The organism is Bradyrhizobium sp. LTSP885, assembly GCF_000938305.1.
Lineage (GTDB): Bacteria > Pseudomonadota > Alphaproteobacteria > Rhizobiales > Xanthobacteraceae > Bradyrhizobium.
This window is the reverse complement of record NZ_JYMT01000031.1, coordinates 1-21,181: the sequence shown is the minus strand read 5'-3', so window position 1 is coordinate 21,181 and position 21,181 is coordinate 1. Positions and strand designations below refer to the sequence as shown.

Sequence of the window (21,181 nt, the reverse complement as noted above, 5' to 3'; positions counted from 1 at the left end):
ATCACAGGTCGAGCACGAGGCGCTTGGTCTTCGCGCGCGAAATACAGATCTGCATCACCTTGTTCGACGCCCGCTCGCTTTCGCTCAGGATGTAGTCGCGATGGTCGGGAATGCCCTCGATGACGCCGGTCTGGCAGATCCCGCAATCGCCGCGCTTGCAGTCATGAATCGGGTCCTCGCCGGCGGCGAGCAGCACGTCGAGGATGGTCTTGCCGGCGGGAATCTCAAAAACGCGGCCGTTGCTCTTGAGCTCGACCTCGAACGGGGTATCGCCAGATTTCTCTTCGGGCGCGGTGAATATCTCGAAATGCAGCCGGCCCTGCGGCCAGTCCATCCGTTTCGCCAGCGCAATGGCCGCCTCGATCATCGGCAGCGGTCCGCAAAGGTAAAGCGGAACGTCGGGAGCCAGCCGCGTCATCAGGCCCTCGAGATCGAAGAACCGGCCGGCTTCGTCGTCTGCATGGATGGTTGCGTTGGCGGAGGCCAGCCGTTCGATCTCGCCGAGGAAGGCAAGCTCGCTGCGGCTACGGCCGGCGTAATGGAACGAGAACGGCCGTTTCGCAGTGCTCAACTCGCAGGCCATCGTGAGCAGCGGCGTTACGCCGATGCCACCAGCAACCAGTGCGACTTCGCCTGAGCCGGAACCGAGCGGAAAATTGTTGGCCGGCGGCGAGATCGTCAGGCGGTCGCCGGCCTTGAGGGCGTGCATATAAAGTGAGCCGCCCTGGCTTTTGGCTTCCTGCAGCACGGCGACGCGATAATGGATCGGATGTTCGACGGCCCGCGGTGAACCGGTCTCGATCAGCGAATAGGAGCGCCGGCCGACATCGGGCAGATGGATATCGATATGGGCGCCGGCCGCCCAGCCAGGCATCGGCGCACCATTGCTGCGCGCAAGCACGAATTCGCGGATGCGCGGCGTCAGCGCCTCGGTCTTTGACACCACGACTTCGAACTGGTCCATCCTCAGGCACCCTCGAACAGCGTCTCGACAGTGCGCAGCGCGCCGTCGAGTTCGGCGCCATCGGCGTCCTTCAGCGCGACCTTGATCAGCCGCTGCACCCATTCGGCGGCGTCGGGCCGGCCGGCCAGCCGTTCGGACGCGAGCATCACCTTGTCGAATTTCGATTCACCGCGGGAGTGGGTGTCGGAGTAACCGGCGACGAGACGGCGCGCTTCACAGACGGCGGTCGCGAGCGCGAGGTCGTGTGCGGCGAATTTGCGGATGCGTTGCGCCCAATCCTCGAGGTGGCGCATCTCGCGGGCATGCCGCAGCGAGCCGCGGCGGAACCGGCGCAGGCCTGCGATACAGTACAACGTCAGGAAGGCCGCCGGGGCGGTGGTGCGGAGTTTGCGTCCGCGATCGATCAGCCGCGCGAGCCGTTGGCTGCGTTCGAGCCTTTCGCCAAGCCGCCGCGGCAGCATCCCGGCCATTTCCTCGATCCGAGGATGGAAGAATTCGGTGATCGCGAGCACCTGGTCGTCGCCGGCCCGCGCCTCGCGGCGAACCCGGTCGAACCGCCCCGCGCGTGTCTTGAGATCGGCGACGCGGATGACATCGTCATAGGCCATCGCGACCGCGAGATATTTGGCGAACGCCTGCAACAGGCCGGTCGCATTATGCGGCATCGCTTCCAGCCGGTCGAGATACTCAGCCCCATAGGCGACGTCCTGATAGTCGACCACGCGCTGCAGGCCGGCCGCAACGATGCCGTGAGCCTCGGCCGGCAATTGCCGCGCCCGCGTGACAAGTGCGTCGTAGCCGGCGTGACCGATCGGCGCGAGCTTTGGAAAGCGCTTGGCAAGCGGCGGCTTCGCCGTGGGCTTGATCTTCGGGTCCTGCTTGAGCGTGGCGGTGGCACGCTCGCGGCCGACGGCGAAGGCGCGCAGGCTGGCATCGACGCCGACGCCGGCGGCCCGGATAGTGGTTTCGAAATCCTCTGTCGCGAACGGAAGGGCGCCGGAGCCCGCCAGCGCACCGAACAGCACCGAGGAGACCACGCTGCCGGTGGCATCGGCGATCTCGGCCATGTCGAATGCGATGAAGCGATTGGCCGCGACGTTTGCCGCCTCGTAGACCTGCGAGGCGTCGGCGGTGCCGTCGCCCGGCGTTGTCTTTTCGCTCATGGCGAGGGAGCGGTGCGATGAGCCGATGAGGAGCGTACGGTCCGGCGAAACCAGTCCGCGCAGGATGGCGCGACCCGCCTCCATCAATTCGGCGCCGATGACGATATCGACCTTGCCTGGCGCCGGCATCAGCGACAGCACGGGATTGCGGTCCGGCTTGCTCGCGTCCGGCGCGATCATCTCGATGTAGTAGATTGTGGCACCGGTGCGCTGGGCGACACCGGGCACCGACGTCGATTGCGCGAACCAGCCGCGGTGCTCGGCGAGCGCCACGATCCAGTCGACCAGCACGCCGCCGCCCTGGCCGCCCATCGCGAGCACCGCGATGCTGATGGGGCGGGCCTGGCTGAGGCCAACGGAAGTGGGAGCGACCGAGACGTTCATGCCGCCTCCTGCTCGAACGTGACGCGGCGTCCCGCCCGCCAGCGCTGCAACGCGCCGATCATCCGCTGCCAGATCCGGTCGAGCCGCGCCTCAAACGCAGTCGGATTGGAGACGACATCGGCGCGATAAAACGAGGGGCACAACACGGCCGCGTCAGCGACCTCGCCGCAATGGCCGCAGCCGACGCAAGTGTTGTCGACGGCCGCGACCGGATTGTCCTTCAGGGGATCGGTGGTCGGCTTCACCGACAGCGACGGGCAGCCCGACAGGCGAATACAGGCGTGATCGCCCGAGCAGGTGTCTTCATCGACGCCGAAACGTTCGCGCACGATTCGCTCACCGCGTTTGGCGGCGGCGGCCACCAGCGGTTTTACGCGGCGCTGCTTGTTCAGCATGCACTCCGACGAGGCGACGATGATCTTGGGTCCCTTTTCCTTCGTCGTCAGCGCCTCGCGCAGGGTGTCGCGCATGTGCGAGACGTCGTAGGTGTGGTCGATCTGGCGCACCCATTTGGCGCCGACGCCCTTCACCGCCTCGACGATCGGGTGCTTGGTCGAACGCGACCGGTTGTCGGCGCGCGAGGAGGGGATGTCCTGGCCGCCGGTCGCGGCGGAATAGAAGTTGTCGACCACGACGATCACGCCGTCGTGCTGGTTGAACACGGCGTTGCCGACGCCGCTGGTCAGCCCGTTGTGCCAGAAGCCGCCGTCGCCCATCATCGAGATCGAACGTTTCGCCGCAGGAACATTGAAGGCCGAGGCCGATGCCGGACCGAGCCCGTAGCCCATCGTGGTGGCGCCGATATTGAACGGCGGCAGGATCGAGAACAGATGGCAGCCGATATCGGCGGCGATATGGTGCGGGCCGAGCTCCTTCTCCACGAGCTTCATCGCGGAAAAGATCGGCCGTTCCGGACAGCCGGTGCAGAAGCCCGGCGGCCGCGGCGGCACCACGTCGGCCAGCGCGCGGATCTTGTCGTCGACTTCGACCCGGTCGATGTTCGGCGCGCGCGCGGCATCCGGCAGCACGTCGGAGCGCCAGCGGCGGATGAAGGCGCCGATCGCCGCTCCCATCACCTGCGACGTGTATTCGCCGGCCATCGGGAACAAGTCCTTGCCATGGAGCTTGGCCGGAATGTCCGCATTACGCAGGACCTTGTGCAGCGCCTGCTCGATGAATTCTGGCTGGCCTTCCTCGACCATCAGCACGGCCTTCTTGCCGCGGCAGAACTCGATCACCTCGCGGTCGACGATCGGGTAGGTCACGTTCATCACATAGAGCGGCACCCGCGTTTCGCCCCAGATGTCGGCAAGTCCGGCCTCGCGCAGCGCGGTGATGACGCCGTTATACATGCCGCCCTGCATGATGATGCCGATATCGTCGATATCACCGTCAAATGTTTCGTTCATGCCGCGCGCGTGGATGAATTCGACCGCCGCGGGCCAGCGCTGCTCGATCTTTTCCTTCTCGTGCATGAACGAGGCCGGCGGCAGCACGATCCGGTTGGTGTCGCGCGACGGCTGCTCGAGCGCGCGGGACAGCGGAAAGCTGGGGCGGACATTGTCGCGGGTGGCGAACCGCCCATGCACATGGCAGGCGCGAATCCGCACCTCCAGCATGACGGGCGTATTCGACGCCTCGGATAGCTCGAAGGAATCGTGCACGGCCTTGACGATCGAGGCCACGTTAGGCCGCGGATCGACCAGCCAGAGCTGCGACTTCATCGCAAACGCATGCGAACGCTCCTGCATGATGGAGGAGCCCTCGCCATAATCCTCGCCGATGATGATCAGCGCCCCGCCGGTCACGCCGCCCGAACTGAGATTGGCGAGTGCGTCGGACGCGACGTTGATGCCGACCGGCGCTTTGAACGTAACTGCGCCGCGGATCGGATACATCACGGAGGCGGCGAGGGTGGCCGCCGCGGTGGCTTCGCTGGCGCTGGTTTCGAAATGCACGCCAAGATCGGACAGGATGTCCTGGGCGTCCGACAGCACGTCCATCAGGTGCGAGATCGGCGCGCCCTGATAGCCGCCGACATAGCTGACGCCGCATTCGAGCAGGGCCTTGGTGATGGCGAGGATGCCTTCGCCGCGGAATTCCTGGCCGGCGCCGAGCTTGAGGTCTTCGACCTCGCGCGCGAAAGAGCGTTCTGCCATGCTCGTCTCCTCGGCCTCGCCGGAACTTAGGGCGACCGAATATAATTTTAGACCTCAAACAAAAATGAAGTCAATCGGACTCGCTGGTTTCGGCGAGACAAAACATCATTTGCGCATTCATCAGCGCTTCATGGCCTATTTCGTAGGCCTTTTGCACAGCACCCCGGCTTTTGGCCTTACGCGGCTCGCTTGACATGATATTTTAGGTATGAAACGTTATTGGAACGCCTTGCGCTTGGCGACGCGCGCACGAGCGACCTTTGCGGGAGACTGTCATGACCCCGGTTTCGCAACTGCGCGGACCTTCGCGCGAGCACCTCGCTTGGCCGTTCTTCGATTCCCGCCACAGTGAATACGCTGCCGCCCTCGACGCGTTTGCGGCCGATCTCGGCGACACGCATGGCCATGACGTCGACGGCACCTGCCGCTCGCTGGTGCGCAGGCTCGGCGCCGCGGGGTTACTCGAGGCATCGGTCGCCGGCGACCGACCGGATGCGGTGATCGATTCCCGAATGATCTGCATCGCCCGGGAGACGCTGGCCTGGCACAGCGGACTTGCCGATTTCGCCTTTGCAATGCAGGGACTTGGCACCGGCGCGGTGGCGATCGCCGGGTCGCCCGAACTGCGCGCGTTGGTGCTGCCGAAGGCGCGCCGTGGCGAATGGGTCGCCGCCTTTGCCCTGTCGGAGAAGGACGCCGGTTCCGACGTCGCCGCCATGGGCTGCAGCGCGCGGCGTGAGGGCGACCATTATATCCTGGATGGCGAGAAGACCTGGATTTCCAACGGCGGCATCGCCGACGTCTATACGCTGTTCGCGCGAACCGGCGAGGCGCCGGGTGCACGCGGCATTTCGGCCTTCGTGGTGCTTCCGGACGATCCCGGGTTTTCGATCGCCGAGCGCATCGACGTGATGGCGCCGCACCCGCTGGCGACGCTGCGTTTCGAGGGCTGCCGGATTCCGGCGGCGCGGCTGTTGGGCTCGCCGGGCGAGGGCTTCAAGATCGCGATGCGTACGCTCGATATCTTTCGCGCGTCAGTCGCGGCCGCCGCGCTGGGCTTTGCCCGCCGCGCGCTCGATGAAGCGACGGCGCATGCGAAGACGCGGCGAATGTTCGGCGGCGTGCTGGGCGACCAGCAACTGACCCAGGCCGCGCTTGGCGACATGGCGGCTGATGTCGATGCCAGCGCGCTCCTGACCTATCGGGCCGCGTGGCGGCGCGACGTGCAGAAGGCGCCGACGACGCGCCAGGCGGCGATGGCGAAGATGGTTGCAACCGAAACCGCGCAGGCGGTGATCGACCGCGCCGTGCAGATGTTCGGCGGCCGCGGCGTACGTTCGGGCGAGATCGTCGAGCAGCTCTATCGCGAGATCCGCGCTTTGCGCATCTACGAAGGTGCGACCGAGGTCCAGAAACTCATCATTGGACGCGACGTCCTGAAGGACGCCTGATCGACACGGCTGATATCACAGGAGGGCGGCATGGCAACGACAGCGCGTGAAAACCATCGGGAGGACGTGGCCGGACGGGCCAACGTCGAGGATACGCCCGAACTGCTCGCCTACTATGACGAGCTCGAAAAGCTGGAAACGGGCGCGCTCTGGACGGTCGCCAACAAGATCGAGCCCTGGCAGCCCAAATCGTCCTCGATTCCGGTGCTGTGGCGCTATCAGGATCTCCGGGCGCATGTGTTGCGTTCGGTCGAGCTGGTGTCGCCCGAGAAGGCCGGGCGCCGCGTCATCTATCTGAACAATCCCGGTCGCCGCGAGCACGCCGCCGCGGTCGGCTGGCTCTATTCCGGCTTGCAGGTGATGCATCCCGGTGAAGTCGCGACCGCCCACGCCCATTCGGCGTCCGCGCTGCGCTTCATCATGGAAGGCGAGGGCGCCTACACCATTGTCGACGGCCACAAGATGACGCTCGGCGCCAACGACTTCGTACTGACGCCGAACGGCACCTGGCACGAACATGGCGTCTCCAGCGACGGCACGCCCTGCATCTGGCAGGACGGCCTCGACATTCCCCTGGTCAACATGCTCGAAGCCAACTTCTATGTGGTTCACCCCGATCTGCAGCAGAGCGTCGGCTATCCCGTTGACGACATGACGCACGCCTGGGGCAATCCTGGCCTGCGCCCGGCCGGTTCCGAATGGTCCAAGGGCTATTCGCCGCTGCTGAAATACGAGTGGGCTCCGACCTATGAAGCGCTGCAACGCTTTGGCAAGTCGACGGACGGCTCGCCCTACGACGGCATTCTGATGAATTATGTGAATCCGGTGACCGGTGGTCCGGTGATGCAGACGATCGGTGCGTCGATGCAGATGCTGCGGCCGGGCGAGAGCACCAAAGCGCATCGCCACACCGGCAGCTTTATCTACCAGGTCGCCAAGGGACGCGGTCATTCGATCATCGACGGCAAGCGCTTCGATTGGCAAGAGCGTGACATCTTCTGCGTGCCGTCCTGGGCCTGGCATGAGCATGTCAACGCCTCTGCCAGCGACGACGCCTGTCTCTTTACTTTCAACGACCTGCCGGTCATGCGCGCGCTCGGGCTCTATCGCGAGGAAGCCTTCGGCGACAATGGCGGCCGCCAGCCCCACGTTACTTAGGAGCGAACTCGTGCGTCTCGTCACCTATCGCTGTAACATCGAGGCTGCCGCCCGTCTTGGCGCTGTCGTCGGCGATCTCGTCGTTGACGTCGAGAAGTCCGGCCTTCATGCCGGGATCTCGCTGCCGTCATCGATGCTCGATTTCATCGATCTCGGGCCGCCGGCGCTCATGGCGCTCAAGAAGATACTGAACGAGGGCGAGGGGCGCTGGGCAGTCGGGGCCGCATTGCCGTTGGCCAATGTCAGGCTGCTGGCGCCGATCCCGCGCCCGCGCAAGAACATCTTCGGCATCGGCCTGAATTATGTCGAGCATGTCGCGGAATCCTCGCGCGCCCTCGACACGGCAAAGGATCTGCCCAAGCAGCCCATCATCTTCTCGAAGCCCCCGACCAGCGTGATCGGGCCGGACGAGGCCATCCACCACAACAAGGCGATCACCCAGCAACTCGACTGGGAAGTCGAACTCGCGGTCGTGATGGGGCGGACCGCGCGGCGCGTCTCGGAAGCCGAGGCACTTGGCTTCGTGTTCGGCTACAGCGTGATGATCGACGTCAGCGCCCGCGACAATCGCCGCGCCGGCCAGTGGATCTACTCCAAGGGGCAGGACACCTATGCGCCATTCGGGCCGTGCATCGTCACCGCGGACGACATCACCGATCCGCACGCGCTCGATCTCTGGCTGACCGTGAACGGGGTCGAGAAGCAGCGCTCCAACACCCGCCACATGCTGTTCAAGGTGCCGGCTCTGATCGCCGACATTTCGGCCGCGATGACGCTGGAGCCCGGCGACATCATCGCAACCGGCACGCCCGAGGGTGTCGGCGCCGGGCGCAATCCGCAGGAATGGCTGTGGCCGGGCGACGTGGTGGAAGCCGAGGTCACCGGCATCGGCCGGCTGCGCCATCCGGTGGTGGCGATCTGAGAGGGCGGCATGATCTTCGACATGGAGACGCTGGAGGCGCAGAACCGCTACAAGATCCTGACCGCCACGGTGACGCCGCGGCCGATCGCCTGGGTCACCACGCTCTCCGCGAGCGGTGTGGTCAATGCCGCGCCGTTCAGCTTCTTCAATGTGATGGGGCATGAGCCGCCGACGGTCGCGATCGGACTTCTGGCAGGCACCGGGCGGTTCAAGGACACGGCGGCAAACATTCTCGATACCGGGGAATTCGTCGTCAACCTCGTCGCGGAGCGCAACGCCGAGGCCATGAACATCACCTGCATCGACGCGCCGCCCGAGATTGACGAGCTCAAGCTGGCCGGACTGACGCCTGCGCCCTCGCAGGCGGTCCGCCCGCCGCGTATCGCGGAATCGCCGGTATCGTTCGAATGCCGGGTCCTGACCTCGCTGGTGACCGGACCACGACAGACCGCGGTGATCGGCCGCGTCGTCCGCGCCCATGTCGACGACGCCGTCATCCTGGACAAGGAGCGTTGTCACATCGACACCCAGGCGCTGCGTCTGATCGCCCGTATGCATGGCAGCGGCTGGTATGCGCGCTCGACCGACCTGTTCCAGATCGACCGGCCGACCTGGGCGGACTGGCAGCAAAAAAACATCGAAACGAATCCTGCGTAGCGGAGGACATCTTGAAGATCGCGGTATTGGGTGGCGGAAACGGCTCGTTCGCAGCAGCGGGTGATCTGGCATTGGCCGGTCACGAAGTTCGATTGTGGCGGCGAAATCCTGCAGATGTCGAGGCGCATCGGGCCCAGGGCGGAACGATCACCGTGATCGATCGCGCCGGCCGCCGTGAGGTCAAGCTCGCGATCGTCACATCGTCGATCGCGGAGGCCATCGAAGCGGCCGACCTCATCCTGTGTCCGGCACCGGCATTCGCACAGGCTGCCATCGCCGATCTGGCCGCGCCGCATTTGCGCGACGGTCAGGTCATATTCCTGCCGCCCGGCACGTTCGGCTCCTACATCTTTGCCCGTGCCGCGCGAGACGCGGGCAACCGCGCCGAGATCGCCACGGCGGAGACCGGGACTTTGCCGTGGCTGGCGCGCAAGCAGGGTCCCTATGCCGTCCGCATCTCGGGCAGGGGCGCGCGGTTACCGACCGGCGTGTTTCCATCACGCTTGGCGCGGCACGCGCTTGACGTGATTGGACGCGCGTTTCCGAATGCCATCGAACCGTGTGGCGATGCGCTATCGGGCGCCCTGATGAATGCCGGCCCGATCATCCATCCGCCGCTGATCACCATGAACGCCGGCCCGATCGAGCATTTCGAGAAGTGGGACATCCACAAGGAAGGAACGCAGCCCGCGATCCGCCGCGTTACGGATGCGCTCGACGCCGAGCGTATCGCCGTCCGCGAAGCGCTTGGCTATGGAGGACCGCATTTTCCACTTGCCGATCACTATTCGCGCGACGGCGAACCCTGGATGTATGCGCGCGATGCGCATGATCAGCTGACGGATTCCGGCGACTGGTCCGAACGCCTCATTCTTGCCGAGCACCGCTACATGCTGGAGGATTTGCGTCTCGGCCTGTCTTTCCTTACCTCGGTGGCCGGCGTTGCGGGCGTGCCGACGCCGCTTGCGAAGGCGTTCCTTGCGATCGGCTCCGCCATTACCAAGCAGGATTTCGCGGTGACCGGGCGGACCCTGTCTTCGCTCGGGCTCGGCCATCTCGACCAGGCAGGACTGCAGGATCTTCTCGCCGAGGGTTTTCGATGAAACCGGTCATCGGGTGCCTCGGCGCCGGACGAATGGGGCGCGGAATCGCGGTCGTGTTCGCGTTCGCCGGCCATCAGGTCGTCGTCGTCGACTTCAAGGAACGGGAAGGCTCCGCATTCGATGCTCTTGCCGCCGAGGTGGATGCTGAAATTCGGTCAACCCTTGGGATACTGTCGCGTATCGGTCTGATGTCGCCCGACCTTTTGGACGTGATTGCCGACCGGATCACGGTTGTGCCTTTGCGGGAAGCTGCCGCGACCCTGCCGCGCTGTGATGTCATCTTCGAGGGGGTGCCGGAGATCCTTGCACTGAAGCAGGCGGCGCTGGCCGAGGCCTCGCGGCTCGCAGGCGAGCGCCCGATCATCGCCTCGACCACGTCAACGATCCTGGTCGACGATCTCGCAGGTTCGATCGAGCATCCCGGCCGTTTCCTCAACGCACACTGGCTCAATCCCGCCTATCTGGTGCCGCTGATCGAATTGTCGCCCGGCAAGCTCACCGCGCCGGAGATCACGGCGCGGATGAAGGCGCTGCTCGAAGGCATCGGCAAGGTGCCGGTCGTCTGCGCGGCGCGGCCCGGCTTCATCGTTCCGCGAATCCAGACGCTGGCGATGAACGAGGCGGCCCGGATGGTGGAAGAGGGCGTTGCGTCGGCGGAGGATATCGACAAGGCTGTCATCTATGGCTTCGGATTCCGCTTCGCGGTGCTGGGCCTGCTCGAATTCATCGACTGGGGCGGCGGCGATATCCTGCATCATGCCAGCCGCTATCTGGTCGAGGCGCTTGGCGACAGCCGTTACGCCGCCCCTGACATCATCGCATCGAACATGCGCGACGGGCGCATCGGCATGAAGACCGGGCAGGGTTTCATGAATTATGACGGTGTCGACCAGGCCGCGTACCGCGAGCAGCGCCTCGCCGCTTTCGCCTCGGCGCTGCGGGCGATGGGGCTTGCCCGCGATCCTGTCGCGTAACGCGCGCGCTGTGTTGGCTGGCTAGGGCGTGGACTCATCCGATGATAACCCGGAAGAAAGATGCTCAGACCGATTTTCTTCAAGTTTGATCGGACATCCAACAGTAAGAGCCAAAGCTCGCTTGGTCTTTGAGACAGTGCCAGTTCAGTGCGTAGTCGGTAGCGTCCCGGTTGCAACTTCGCGGAATTCTTGCTCAGACTAGCTTGATCGTTGCCTCAATGTTGCCGCGCGTTGCTCTTGAGAACGGACAGGTATTTTCTGCTTCATCGACAAGTCCTTTTGCCACGCTGCGCTCCAAGCCCAGGATCGTCACGTTGAGCCGAGCGCTGAGTGAGTAGCCGCCATCACCGAGGTTCAGGTCTACCTCGGCATCGATGCTAACTCTGGCCGGCAGCGTAATTTTCCATTTGCGGGCCACAAGCGCGATCGCATTCGCGAAAGAAGCTGACCAGCCAGCTGCCAGCAGCTGCTCCGGGGTGGTACCGATCCGCGCCGAGCCGGGCATCGAAAGCCTGATGTCGAGCAGGCCGTCGGAGCTGCGCGAAGCGCCCTGTTCGCGGCCTCCCGTGGTTCTGGTCTTGGCGGTGTGGAGCACCTTTACGATTTGGTCCATGTTGCATTCATTTTTAATAGTGGCCAGTAGAACGGTGTTGAGGCTCGCGGGCACGATGCGCGCGAGCCTTCGGTCGTTGCTGGTCTGGCGCGGCTGATAGATCCAGTCGGTCCGTGCAATGCGCCCGCCGTGGTCTTCAAGCCGATTTGCGGAGGGATCTGAAACCCGCGCGTAGCTCTTCGGTAAAAAGCTTCGGCTGCTCCCAGGCTGCGAAATGACCGCCCTTGTCCACCTTGTTGTAGTGGATGAGATTGGGATAGGCCCGCTCCGTCCAACTCCGCGGGGCTGGATACAGCTCATCGGGAAACACGCTCACGGCAACCGGGATGGAGACGCCTTTGACACCGAAGAACGAAACCTTGTTCTCCAAACACTCCCAATAGAGGCGCGCCCCGGAAATAAAAGTGTTCGTCAACCAGGTCAACGTGACGTTGTCGAGGATATCATCCCGCGTCAGCCCCTCGGGCTGCCCGTCAAATGCGCGTGAGATCATTGCCAAGCTACGCGCGTCGTGATCGAGAAAGTAACCGGCTATCCCAACGGGAGAATCGGCAATCCCGTAAAGCGACTGCGGCCGCAATCCCATCTGGTAGCCGTAGCCGATGCCCTTCGCGTATACGAAGGCCAGGCGCTCGTACGCGAGTTCCTCGTCGTCGGAAAGACCGGACGGCGCCGGAGCGCCCCCAAGGGCAGCCTTGTCAATGTCGGCCGAAAACACGCCTGGCATGTTGGAGTGAATGCCGAGCAGTTCCGGATGCCCCTGCGTAGCCATCACGTCGACGATAATCGCGCCCCAATCGCCGCCTTGTGCGACGAACTTGTCGTATCCAAGGCGTCGCATAAGCACGACCCACGCACGCGCGATGTGGGCAGGGTCCCAGCCTGTCGTGGTCGGCTTGCCGGAGAACCCGTAACCGGGCATCGACGGGATCACCAGATGGAAGGCGTCCGAAGCGCTGCCGCCATGAGCGGTGGGATCGGTGAGCGGTCCGATGATTTTCAGTTGTTCGATCACCGAACCGGGCCAGCCGTGCGTCACGATCAGAGGCAGAGCATTTTCGTGTTTGGAGCGAACATGAATGAAATGAATGTCCAGCCCGTCGATTTCGGTGATGAAGTTCGGCACGGCATTGAGCCGCGCCTCGACCTTGCGCCAGTCGTAGTCGGTCTGCCAGTAGCGCAGGAGCTGCTGAATGGTTTTGAGCGGCACGCCCTGGGAGAAATCGGTAACGGTCTCATTCTCTGGCAAGCGCGTCTCCGCGAGGCGCCGGCGCAGGTCGACGAGGGCAGCCTCCGGGAAGTGGATGTGGAAAGGACGGATCTCATTTTTGCCGACGGCTCTATCGGCACCGGCGGGCCGCGGGCCGGATGTATCGGCCACCGCGGCGGTTCCGAGCGGGAGACTGCGAGCACGGGAGACAGGGCTATTCGTTTCGGTCGTCAACATGTTGTTCTCCTGATATGCTAATGGGTTGGATGGGCCGCGGTTCGCTTGAAACGCCCGCGAGGAGCCGGTCACCCCGTAATCCTCGCTGCCAGGAAAGATTGCCCCGAAGTCCGCGCATTAGCCCGCTATGGGTTGTTAGCGGTTGTTAGCGATCGCGACCGGTCCGGCTCCACCGCCCGCCGGACTTTGGCACTATGCCGGGAGCCGACATTTCGCCTAGACTATCGGTGGGGCTACGACGGGACCGGTTGGCTTCGAGTGAGGCGACGCCATGATTGCTACGGCTGCGCGGGCCACGGAGGTCAGATCCTTTGGTCCTTTCAGTCTCATCGCGAGCGAGAGGCGTCTGACCAAAGACGGTGCCCCGATCGAGTTGAGCGCGCGGGCATTCGATATCCTCGTCGTTTTGCTGTCCCATCCCAACGAGGTCGTCAGCAAGAAGGACTTATTGGCACAGGTCTGGCCCGACGTTATCGTCGAGGAAGGAAGCCTGCGGTTTCACATGACTTACCTGCGCAAGGCGCTGGGTGACGGGAAGGCTGGTGCCCGATACATCGCAACCCTCCCCGGTAGGGGCTACTGCTTCGTCGCGCCAGTCTCGCGGCCGGACATTCAGCGCGATGATACGCCGGCTGTTGCCGGTAATTTTCCACACGCCAATCTTCCCACCCGCCAAAGCCGCGTCGTTGGCCGGGACGAGGATGTTCTGAAGCTGTCGGCTCAACTGAACGCATCGCGCTTTGTCACCATCGTTGGCGCCGGTGGTGTCGGCAAAACGACCGTTGCGATAGCGGTCGGTCATCAGCTGATCGATGCTTTCTCGGGCGCTTTGCTGTTCGTCGACCTTGGGGCGCTCAGCGATCCCAACCTGGTGACGGCGGGCATGGCCTCCATGCTCGGGTTATCGGTTCAATCAAATGACGCGACACCAAGTCTGATTGCTTACCTCCGCAACAAGCGCATTCTCCTGATCTTCGATACCTGTGAGCATCTTGTCGAAGCGATAGCGCCACTGACGGCGAGCATCATCAATGCAGCACCGCAGGTACATATTCTCGCAACAAGTCGCGAAGCGCTTCGTGTGGAGGGCGAGCATATCTACCGACTGGATGCGCTGGCCTGTCCGCCCGATGACCCCAGGCTCACAGCCGCGGCGGTCCGCGCGTTCCCGGCCACCCAGCTGTTCATGGAACGTGCATTGGCGAGCGGTGCGCGTTTGGATGTTAGCGATGCGGAAGCGCCGATCGTCGCAAGCATCTGTCGAAAGCTTGATGGTGTGGCGCTCGCAATCGAACTCGTAGCCAGACGCGTCGAATCCTACGGTTTGCAACAGACCGCGGCGCTGCTCGACCAGCGTCTGACGCTGTTGTGGCTGGGGTCGCGAACCGCGCCACCGCGTCAGAAGACACTGCGGGCCACGTTGGATTGGAGCTTCGGGCTGCTGGCAGAACCGGAGCGTGCGGTACTTCGAAGGCTTGCCGTATTCGTTGGCCACTTCACCTTGGATGCGGCGCTGGAAGTCGTCACCAGTGCCACCCTCGACAATTCGATCGTTCTTGGAGCCATCGATAGTCTCGTTGCCAAGTCCATTGTGGCAACGAGTCCCCTGGGGGCCATGATGCGCTATCGGCTCCTCGACACAACGCGCGCTTATGCTCTTGAGATCAGCATTGACGACATCGACTTGTCGGTACGGCATGCGACCTACTTTCGCCGGTGGCTGGAGCAGAGCGGGAAGGAATGGTCGACCTCGTCAAGCGGAATTGAACGCGCATCACATTTTGCCGCCATGAACAATGTTCGGGCAGCACTCGAATGGTGCTTTGGTCCCGCGGGAAACACCGAGGTCGGGGTTAGTCTTGCAGCCGCTGCGGTCCAAGTGTTTCTGGCGATGTCTTTGCTCCCGGAATGTCACCGGTGGTCGCAAAGTGCTCTCCTGGCTCTCGACGAGACTGCAGCCGGAGGTCTCGACGAGATGCATCTTCAGGCGGCGTTCGGGTTCTCATCCTCGCAAATGTTTGGAGAAAGCAATGCCGTAAGCGAGGCCCTGAGCAGGAGTTTAGCAATTGCCGAGCGGCACGGCGACACGGTCCATCAAGCCGGATTGCTTAACATGGAGCACTATTTCCATGCTCGCAAAGGTGATCTCAGGTCTTCGCTTGAATGCGCCAGACGTTGCGGGGCCATCGCCGAGGCGTCCGATGACCTGACGGTCAAAGCGTTGGCTCACGCCATGCTGGGAAGAGCACTGCAGGTTACCGGTGACCTTGCGGGTTCGCGTGCAGAGCTTGACTCGCTGATGCGAGTATTTTCTCACTCCCATCGTGGGCCGCTGATCCTTGGCTACGATCCCCATTATCATTCGTATATCGCACTGGCACGGACGCTTTGGCTGCAAGGTTATCCGACCCAGGCGCTCGAACTCGCACGCCAGGGCGTTGAAGCCTCCGAAGCCATGGGGCATCCGGCGGCATTGGCATTGGTTTTGGCCGGCGCGGCGTCGATTTTTCTCTGTGCCGGTGATCTCGATAATGCCCAATACCACACCGATTTGTCCTTCTCCCATGCCGAAGCCAATTCCTTGGGGCCTCTTGTGGCGATCGGGCAGGGTCGCAAAGCGGAGCTGGCAATTCTGCGAGGCAACAATAAAACGGGTGTCAAGGATCTGCAGGCCACATTGAAGCGCCTGCACGCGGTGCGACATGAGGTGCTTACGACGGAGTTCAACATTGCACTCGCTCAAGGACTAGCGGCACTCGGACGATCGGATGAAGGCAAGGTCCTGATCGACGAAAGTATTCGGCAGGTCGAAGTCAGTGGCGAGATGTTCTATCTGCCGGAACTGCTGCGCGTAAAGGGAGGGCTCTTGCTATCTATGCCTGAACCCGAGGTCCGCGAGGCGGAGACCTGCTTCAACGAGTCGCTTGAACTGAGCCGCAGTCAAGGTGCGCGTGCCTGGGAATTGCGGACCGTGAGCGACATCGCGAAGCATTTGGCCGACCAGGGACAGTCCGAAAACGGACGGACGTTGCTGCAGTCGGTTTACGAAAAGTTCAAGGAAGGATTTGAGACAGCGGACCTCAAAGCCGCCGAAGCGCTGCTCTCCACGTTGAAGTGATTTCACTCTCAATGTGCCTCCAGCAAGCAGAGATCGCTTCGTAATCCCTCACCCGACTGTTTGCGCTCGTTCTTTTGCGCCTGGGGAAGCGTTTCGCCCGTCATTTTCTCGGACCGCTTGCAGCAGCTAACGCCTGCTAACGACCCATAACGGGTAATTTCCTCAGAGCGGCGCGAAGATCAGGCCACATCAAGCCATCAAGGAGGGAATCATGAAACTCACAGGCAAGAAGGCTCTCATCACTGGCGGAAACAGCGGCATTGGCCTGGCCACCGCCCGCCTTTTCGTTGCAGAAGGCGCTGAAATCGCGATTACCGGCAGGGACCAGAAGACGCTGGATGAAGCAGTCGCCGAACTGGGACCCAACGCGCGGGGCTACCGCGCCGACGTTACCGTGGCGGACGACCGCAAGCGGCTGTTCGCGGATATTGCCAAGGATTTCGGCAAGCTGGACATCGTCTTCGCCAATGCCGGAATTAGCGGCAGGACGCCGACCGGCGCTACGGACGAAGCAGCGTTTGAGAATATCGTCCACACCAACCTGAATGGCGCATTCTTCACCATCAACTCCGCCGCTTCTCTGTTGAACGACAACGCCAGCATCATCTTCAACGGATCGGTGCACAACTATCTAGGCCAGGCCGGCCTGGCCGCCTATGCGGCCACGAAGGGAGGGGTGGTCTCCATGGCGCGTGCGATCGCTGCCGACTTTGCGCCGCGCAACATTCGCGTCAATGTCGTCGCGCCCGGAGCGACCAAAACTCCCATTTGGAAGCGCGGGCCTCGCGCCTCAGTCTCGGCTGAACAGTCCGCCAAGCTGGCTGATTTGTACTCCTCGACGGTTCCTCTGGGCCGATGGGGCGAACCGGAAGAACTCGCGAAAGCTGTGCTTTTCCTGGCTTCTGAGGATTCGTCGTACATCAATGCGGTCGAGCTGATCGTGGACGGCGGATTAACGGGTGCTCCCTTCGGGGCGCCCAGTCTTCGCGGCTAGGTCTCGCCGACATCGGAGTTTGCCGCAAACCGGAAAGATGATCTGCGGCCTAATTCCTTCGTGGATAGAACCGCGACTGCGATCCTCCACAGAACACAGGAGGTACCCATGAGCAGCAATGAAGTCCGTAGTAACGACGCACCGAGAAATATGGAGATGAAGATGGCTCAAGCAGAACATTTTGATACCCTGGTTCTCGGAAGCGGACCGGGCGGAAATCTACTCGCGTGGCACTTGGCGCCAACCGGGCAACGGGTGGCCGTTGTCGAGCGGCGGTATATCGGAGGTTCCTGCCCCAACATCGCCTGCATGCCCAGCAAGAATGAAGTCTGGGGCGCGCGCATCGCCCATCTGGTCCGGCACGCGGCGCAGTTCGGCACGATCACCGGTCCGGTCACGACCGACATGGTGAAGGTGCGCCAGCGCAAGCGCGACATGGTCGAACGAGAGGTCGCGGACCACGTTACGCCCTTCAAGTCGAGCGGCGCCGAACTGGTCATGGGCAGCGGAACCTTCGTGGCGCCGAAGACGCTAGAGGTCCGGCTGAACGACGGCGGCATGCGGCGGCTGACCGGCGACAAGGTCATCATCGATGTCGGTTCGCATGCGGCGATACCGAGCATTCCCGGCCTCGCGGAAGCCCGCCCGCTCACGCATATCGAGGCACTTGAGCTGGATGCCGTGCCCTCGCATCTGATTGTGCTCGGTGGCGGCTATGTCGGTCTGGAACTGGCGCAGGCCTACCGCCGCTTCGGCAGCCAGGTCACGGTCATCGAGGCCGGCTCTCAGCTCATGAGCCGCGAGGATTCAGACGTCGCGGACACCATGCAGCGGATCCTGCGCGAGGAAGGCGTTCGGCTTCTGCTGTCTGCCACCACACTGAACGTGAGCGGCCGCTCCGGCGGTGAAGTGACCCTCGCCGTCCGCACGCCGACCGGCGAGGAGAAGCTCCAAGGAAGCCATATCCTCGTCGCGGCAGGGCGCGTCCCCAATACGGCCGGAATCGGACTTGAGGAAGCCTGCATCGAGCTGGACGCGCGCGGCTACATCCGCGTCAACGACCGGCTTGAAACAACCGTGCCAAATGTCTGGGCTGTCGGTGATTGTGCCGGGAGCCCGCAGTTCACGCACGTCTCGGTCGACGATTTCCGCATCATCGCGGACAACCTGACCGGCGGCGCGCGCAGCACGGGTGACCGGCTGGTGCCGTACTGCGTGTTCACCGATCCGCCGCTCGCTCATGTCGGACTGAGCGAACGCGACGCGCAACACATCGGCGTTGCGGTGCGCGTCGCCACGCTGCCGATGGAGGCTGTGCTGCGAACCCACACAACAGGCGAGACCTCCGGCTTCATGAAGGTTCTCGTCGGCGCAAGCGACGATCGCGTTCTCGGCTTCACGATGATCGGGTCTGAGGCGGGCGAGGTCATGGCCGTGATGCAAACGGCGATGCTCGCGCGACTGCCCTACACGACCCTGCGCGACGCCGTCATCGCGCATTTGACGGTGGCCGAAGGACTGGGGCAGCTGTTGGCGAACGTGCCGCCTCGTTGAGGGATGATGCATCCAGATGGAGGGTTCGATAGGCAAGCTTGCGGACAGAGTCGCCGTTTGGCGGTGGTGACGATGGTGGTGGCACCGTCTTGCGAGACGCAACGCTTCCGGGCAGGCCCCGGTTGGACGCTTACGGGGCAAAAGCGCACATCAGCCAGCCGACAATTTCCGCTGACCGTCGAAAATGACCTTGAACGGACCTCGCACTATTGTCGTCTAGCCGAGGCAGAAGCGGGCACTCTCCGTCTCATGCCTGATCCGTCCCGGACTTACGCCGTCACGGCGTTCTGTGCGGCCGCGAAGACGTCGCGTGCGGACGTCGTACCGGCTACGTGCTCCGTACCCGCGACTCCAAGGTCCATCCATCCTGCATTAACGGCCTCAAACATTTCTTCGGCAGGTCCGGTGTGGCCCTGCGGGATGCCGAATTGCTCGAACGCTTTCGCCCACCCTGCACGCGGGACTGCAAAGGCTTTGACGTCGAGATTCAGGACTTCACCCAATTGCTCCGCGACTTCATCCGCGGTGACCATCGAACCAAGCTCGACGGCGCGCTGCCCTGACCACGCTGGCCCGGTCAAAAGGGTTGCGACCTCCGCGCCGATGTCGTTCGTCGCGACCATGGTCGATTTCCGGTTTGTCGGATTGTAGTAGACCGGTAGCGTTCCGCCCTGGGCGACCTGCAAGCCGTAGAGGAAGTTCTCGAAGAATCCACCTGCGCGCACAAATGCGATTGGCGATATCAGGTCGCGAAAACCTTGCTCCAGAAGCGACAACGCCGTGATCATCCCAAGCCCGCTGGTCCTGTTCGCGCCCATCGACGAAAGCGCGACCACCCGCGGCGGCGCTGCCTTGGTGAGCGCCTCGACATAGTTCGCAATCACGCCCTTGGCTTCTTTGTAATCGGGCGAGGGGGCCCAGACCGCCGGCAACATGACAAACGCGCCTTCGACGCCTTTGAGCGCCCGCTCGATGGCTGCCGAATCATTCCAATCACCGTCAACCAGTTCCACGCCCTTGTTCGCCCAGCCTGACGCCTTCTCGCGATTGCGGACCAGCGCGCGTACGTCCTTGCCGTTCGCCAGCAGATGTTCTGCCGTTGCGCCGCCCACTTTTCCCGTGATTCCCATGACTAGAAACATGTGTTTTTCTCCTGATCTTGAGGGACAGAGCACCGCTCCTGTTGGTTCAACGGATGAGCGGCAGAAGGGCCCGGATACGGGGATCGCGCGCGTAGAGGCCGCCCCATGTCATCGTGCCCAGAAGCAGGGAAATGATTTCCGGCGGCGACCCCAACTCACCAATGCGGACATGGGCGCAGATGGCACCTCCCAAAAAGCCCGTCACCAGGATCGCGCCGAGGACGGCGGTGGCCGGGATGGCGTAAAGGATGGCGCAGGCGAGCATGATCGGACCCACGACACGGGTCAGGTCCATCGCGAACCCGGTTTCCTGCAACATGTTCGCGATCTGTGCCGGCGCGAAAAGCTGAATATTGCCGTCTGCCACCAGAGCGATAACGACAAACGCGCTCATTATCCGGCCGGCCCACAGGGCGCGATGCAAGGTCACCGTTTCAGGCACCTGATGCAGGTTGATGGTTTCGGACACTTGTCATTCTCCGATGGGGGATCCCATTATTCGGAGGTTATTGTGTCGCCTAGGTATGATAAACACCGATGAAATGAACTCACTGTTCTCTCTGTGGTGAACAATGCCGAGGCCGGAAAATGCAGAATCTCGAACCCATCCTCATTTTCATAACGGTAGCGGAAATGGGGAGCTTCACCCGCGCAGCCGATAGCCTGGGCATTCAGAAGGGAAGGGCCTCAACGGCGGTCCGGAAGCTGGAAGAAGATATCGGTGTCAGGCTTCTGCACCGGACGACGCGTAGCGTGCAGTTGACGGAAGACGGACGGGTATTTCATGCGCGTGCCCGCGATCTGCTTGCTGACGTTGATGATCTGCACTCAATGTTCGCAGGCGATCGCGTGGCACTTCGTGGGCGTCTACGCGTCGATCTTCCGACCGAGGTGGCACGGACAACGATCGTGCCGGCCTTACCGGATTTCATGGCGGCTCATCCAGAGTTGGAGCTGGAGGTGTCGAGTACGGATCGGCAGGTCGATCTGGTTCAAGAGGGGTTCGACTGTGTATTGCGGCTTGGATCCATAAGGGACGAGACGCTGATCGCCCGCCCGCTGGGCCGGTTGCGTATGGTCAACGCTGCCAGTCCCGCCTATCTAGCGCGCTATGGCGTCCCCCGATCGCTAGAAGATCTCCAGCGTCAGGAGCATCGGGCAATTCATTTTTCGACGATGCTGGCCGCAAGACCCTATGGATGGGAATATCCGGACGGCGACGGCTACGCGACGCTTCAGTTGCCAGGTGCGCTACACGTTAACAGTGCGCAGACCTACGAAGCCGCTGCCCTCGCCGGCCTTGGCCTGATTCAGGCGCCACTCTTGGGGATTGGCCGATACCTGGAGAGTGGAGCGCTTGTGGAGATCATACCCGATT

General features: G+C 63.0%; 17 protein-coding genes. 10 read left to right on the top strand and 7 right to left on the bottom strand.

Annotated features, from left to right (window positions below; translation table 11 throughout):
• Position 1 precedes the first annotated feature (1 nt).
• Genes UP09_RS18760 through UP09_RS18750 form a run of 3 tightly spaced genes read right to left on the bottom strand, consistent with a single transcriptional unit; the run spans position 2 to position 4,670 of the window.
• Positions 2-964, bottom strand: coding sequence for a PDR/VanB family oxidoreductase (locus tag UP09_RS18760; protein ID WP_044539749.1), 963 nt, complete (start codon positions 962-964; stop codon positions 2-4).
• A gap of 2 nt (positions 965-966) precedes the next feature.
• Positions 967-2,511 (bottom strand): indolepyruvate oxidoreductase subunit beta family protein, encoded by a 1,545-nt coding sequence (locus UP09_RS18755; protein WP_044539748.1) that lies wholly within the window; start codon positions 2,509-2,511, stop codon positions 967-969.
• Positions 2,508-4,670: a thiamine pyrophosphate-dependent enzyme gene (locus tag UP09_RS18750; protein WP_044539747.1), complete on the bottom strand. Its 2,163-nt coding sequence runs from the start codon at positions 4,668-4,670 to the stop codon at positions 2,508-2,510. Before UP09_RS18750 ends, UP09_RS18755 begins: the two co-directional genes overlap by 4 nt.
• A gap of 275 nt (positions 4,671-4,945) precedes the next feature.
• On the opposite strand from UP09_RS18750, the gene UP09_RS18745 reads away from it, so the two are divergent.
• From UP09_RS18745 to UP09_RS18720, 6 genes are read left to right on the top strand one after another with little or no spacing between them, the layout of a single operon-like run.
• Positions 4,946-6,121 (top strand): acyl-CoA dehydrogenase family protein, encoded by a 1,176-nt coding sequence (locus UP09_RS18745; RefSeq protein WP_044539746.1) that lies wholly within the window; start codon positions 4,946-4,948, stop codon positions 6,119-6,121.
• Between the two features lie 30 nt (positions 6,122-6,151).
• Positions 6,152-7,279: a cupin domain-containing protein gene (locus UP09_RS18740; protein WP_044539745.1), complete on the top strand. Its 1,128-nt coding sequence runs from the start codon at positions 6,152-6,154 to the stop codon at positions 7,277-7,279.
• A gap of 10 nt (positions 7,280-7,289) precedes the next feature.
• A complete protein-coding gene (locus UP09_RS18735) occupies positions 7,290-8,201 on the top strand; it encodes a fumarylacetoacetate hydrolase family protein (protein ID WP_044539744.1) in 912 nt (303 codons plus the stop codon).
• A 9-nt stretch (positions 8,202-8,210) separates the two neighbouring features.
• A complete protein-coding gene (locus UP09_RS18730; RefSeq protein ID WP_044539743.1) occupies positions 8,211-8,858 on the top strand; it encodes a flavin reductase family protein in 648 nt (215 codons plus the stop codon).
• Between the two features lie 11 nt (positions 8,859-8,869).
• On the top strand, positions 8,870-9,961 hold the full coding sequence (locus UP09_RS18725) for an NAD/NADP octopine/nopaline dehydrogenase family protein (RefSeq protein WP_044539742.1): 1,092 nt from the start codon (positions 8,870-8,872) through the stop codon (positions 9,959-9,961).
• Positions 9,958-10,935 carry a 3-hydroxybutyryl-CoA dehydrogenase gene (locus UP09_RS18720; protein ID WP_082070193.1) on the top strand — a complete coding sequence of 326 codons (978 nt, stop codon included), beginning with the start codon at positions 9,958-9,960 and terminating at the stop codon, positions 10,933-10,935. Before UP09_RS18725 ends, UP09_RS18720 begins: the two co-directional genes overlap by 4 nt.
• Before the next feature lie 193 nt (positions 10,936-11,128).
• On the opposite strand, the gene UP09_RS18715 is transcribed toward UP09_RS18720, so the two are convergent.
• Both UP09_RS18715 and UP09_RS18710 read right to left on the bottom strand, forming a co-directional pair.
• Positions 11,129-11,548: an Ohr family peroxiredoxin gene (locus UP09_RS18715; RefSeq protein WP_044539741.1), complete on the bottom strand. Its 420-nt coding sequence runs from the start codon at positions 11,546-11,548 to the stop codon at positions 11,129-11,131.
• Positions 11,549-11,684: 136 nt separating this feature from the next.
• Entirely contained in the window at positions 11,685-12,995 is a 1,311-nt protein-coding gene (locus UP09_RS18710) for an epoxide hydrolase family protein (RefSeq protein ID WP_082070192.1), read from the bottom strand.
• A 271-nt stretch (positions 12,996-13,266) separates the two neighbouring features.
• Here UP09_RS18710 and UP09_RS18705 point away from each other — a divergent pair, with 271 nt between their 5' ends.
• From UP09_RS18705 to UP09_RS18695, 3 genes are all read left to right on the top strand, one after another.
• Positions 13,267-16,113 (top strand): ATP-binding protein, encoded by a 2,847-nt coding sequence (locus tag UP09_RS18705; protein ID WP_044539740.1) that lies wholly within the window; start codon positions 13,267-13,269, stop codon positions 16,111-16,113.
• A gap of 211 nt (positions 16,114-16,324) precedes the next feature.
• Positions 16,325-17,107 carry an SDR family NAD(P)-dependent oxidoreductase gene (locus UP09_RS18700; protein ID WP_044539739.1) on the top strand — a complete coding sequence of 261 codons (783 nt, stop codon included), beginning with the start codon at positions 16,325-16,327 and terminating at the stop codon, positions 17,105-17,107.
• 108 nt (positions 17,108-17,215) lie between these two features.
• Positions 17,216-18,661, top strand: a complete 1,446-nt coding sequence (locus UP09_RS18695) for a mercuric reductase (protein WP_349643916.1) — start codon at positions 17,216-17,218, stop codon at positions 18,659-18,661.
• 269 nt (positions 18,662-18,930) lie between these two features.
• Here UP09_RS18695 and UP09_RS18690 read toward each other — a convergent pair whose 3' ends face one another.
• Both UP09_RS18690 and UP09_RS18685 read right to left on the bottom strand, forming a co-directional pair.
• Complete coding sequence (locus tag UP09_RS18690) at positions 18,931-19,803, bottom strand: NmrA family NAD(P)-binding protein (protein ID WP_044539738.1); 873 nt, start codon at positions 19,801-19,803, stop codon at positions 18,931-18,933.
• A gap of 46 nt (positions 19,804-19,849) precedes the next feature.
• Positions 19,850-20,272 (bottom strand): DoxX family protein, encoded by a 423-nt coding sequence (locus UP09_RS18685; protein WP_044539737.1) that lies wholly within the window; start codon positions 20,270-20,272, stop codon positions 19,850-19,852.
• A 119-nt stretch (positions 20,273-20,391) separates the two neighbouring features.
• On the opposite strand from UP09_RS18685, the gene UP09_RS18680 reads away from it, so the two are divergent.
• Positions 20,392-21,181, top strand: a 790-nt coding sequence (locus UP09_RS18680) for a LysR substrate-binding domain-containing protein (protein WP_044539736.1), incomplete at its 3' end; no start/stop codon positions are given.

Excerpts from the sequence above, each read along its gene's own strand:
- UP09_RS18750 (WP_044539747.1), bottom strand. The coding sequence starts at position 4,670 with ATGGCAGAACGCTCTTTCGCGCGCGAGGTCGAAGACCTCAAGCTCGGC.
- UP09_RS18695 (WP_349643916.1), top strand. The coding sequence starts at position 17,216 with ATGAGCAGCAATGAAGTCCGTAGTAACGACGCACCGAGAAATATGGAG.
- UP09_RS18700 (WP_044539739.1), top strand. The coding sequence starts at position 16,325 with ATGAAACTCACAGGCAAGAAGGCTCTCATCACTGGCGGAAACAGCGGC.
- UP09_RS18755 (WP_044539748.1), bottom strand. The coding sequence starts at position 2,511 with ATGAACGTCTCGGTCGCTCCCACTTCCGTTGGCCTCAGCCAGGCCCGC.
- UP09_RS18705 (WP_044539740.1), top strand. The coding sequence starts at position 13,267 with ATGATTGCTACGGCTGCGCGGGCCACGGAGGTCAGATCCTTTGGTCCT.
- UP09_RS18710 (WP_082070192.1), bottom strand. The coding sequence starts at position 12,995 with ATGTTGACGACCGAAACGAATAGCCCTGTCTCCCGTGCTCGCAGTCTC.
- UP09_RS18715 (WP_044539741.1), bottom strand. The coding sequence starts at position 11,548 with ATGGACCAAATCGTAAAGGTGCTCCACACCGCCAAGACCAGAACCACG.
- UP09_RS18745 (WP_044539746.1), top strand. The coding sequence starts at position 4,946 with ATGACCCCGGTTTCGCAACTGCGCGGACCTTCGCGCGAGCACCTCGCT.
- UP09_RS18690 (WP_044539738.1), bottom strand. The coding sequence starts at position 19,803 with ATGTTTCTAGTCATGGGAATCACGGGAAAAGTGGGCGGCGCAACGGCA.
- UP09_RS18720 (WP_082070193.1), top strand. The coding sequence starts at position 9,958 with ATGAAACCGGTCATCGGGTGCCTCGGCGCCGGACGAATGGGGCGCGGA.
- UP09_RS18730 (WP_044539743.1), top strand. The coding sequence starts at position 8,211 with ATGATCTTCGACATGGAGACGCTGGAGGCGCAGAACCGCTACAAGATC.
- UP09_RS18760 (WP_044539749.1), bottom strand. The coding sequence starts at position 964 with ATGGACCAGTTCGAAGTCGTGGTGTCAAAGACCGAGGCGCTGACGCCG.
- UP09_RS18740 (WP_044539745.1), top strand. The coding sequence starts at position 6,152 with ATGGCAACGACAGCGCGTGAAAACCATCGGGAGGACGTGGCCGGACGG.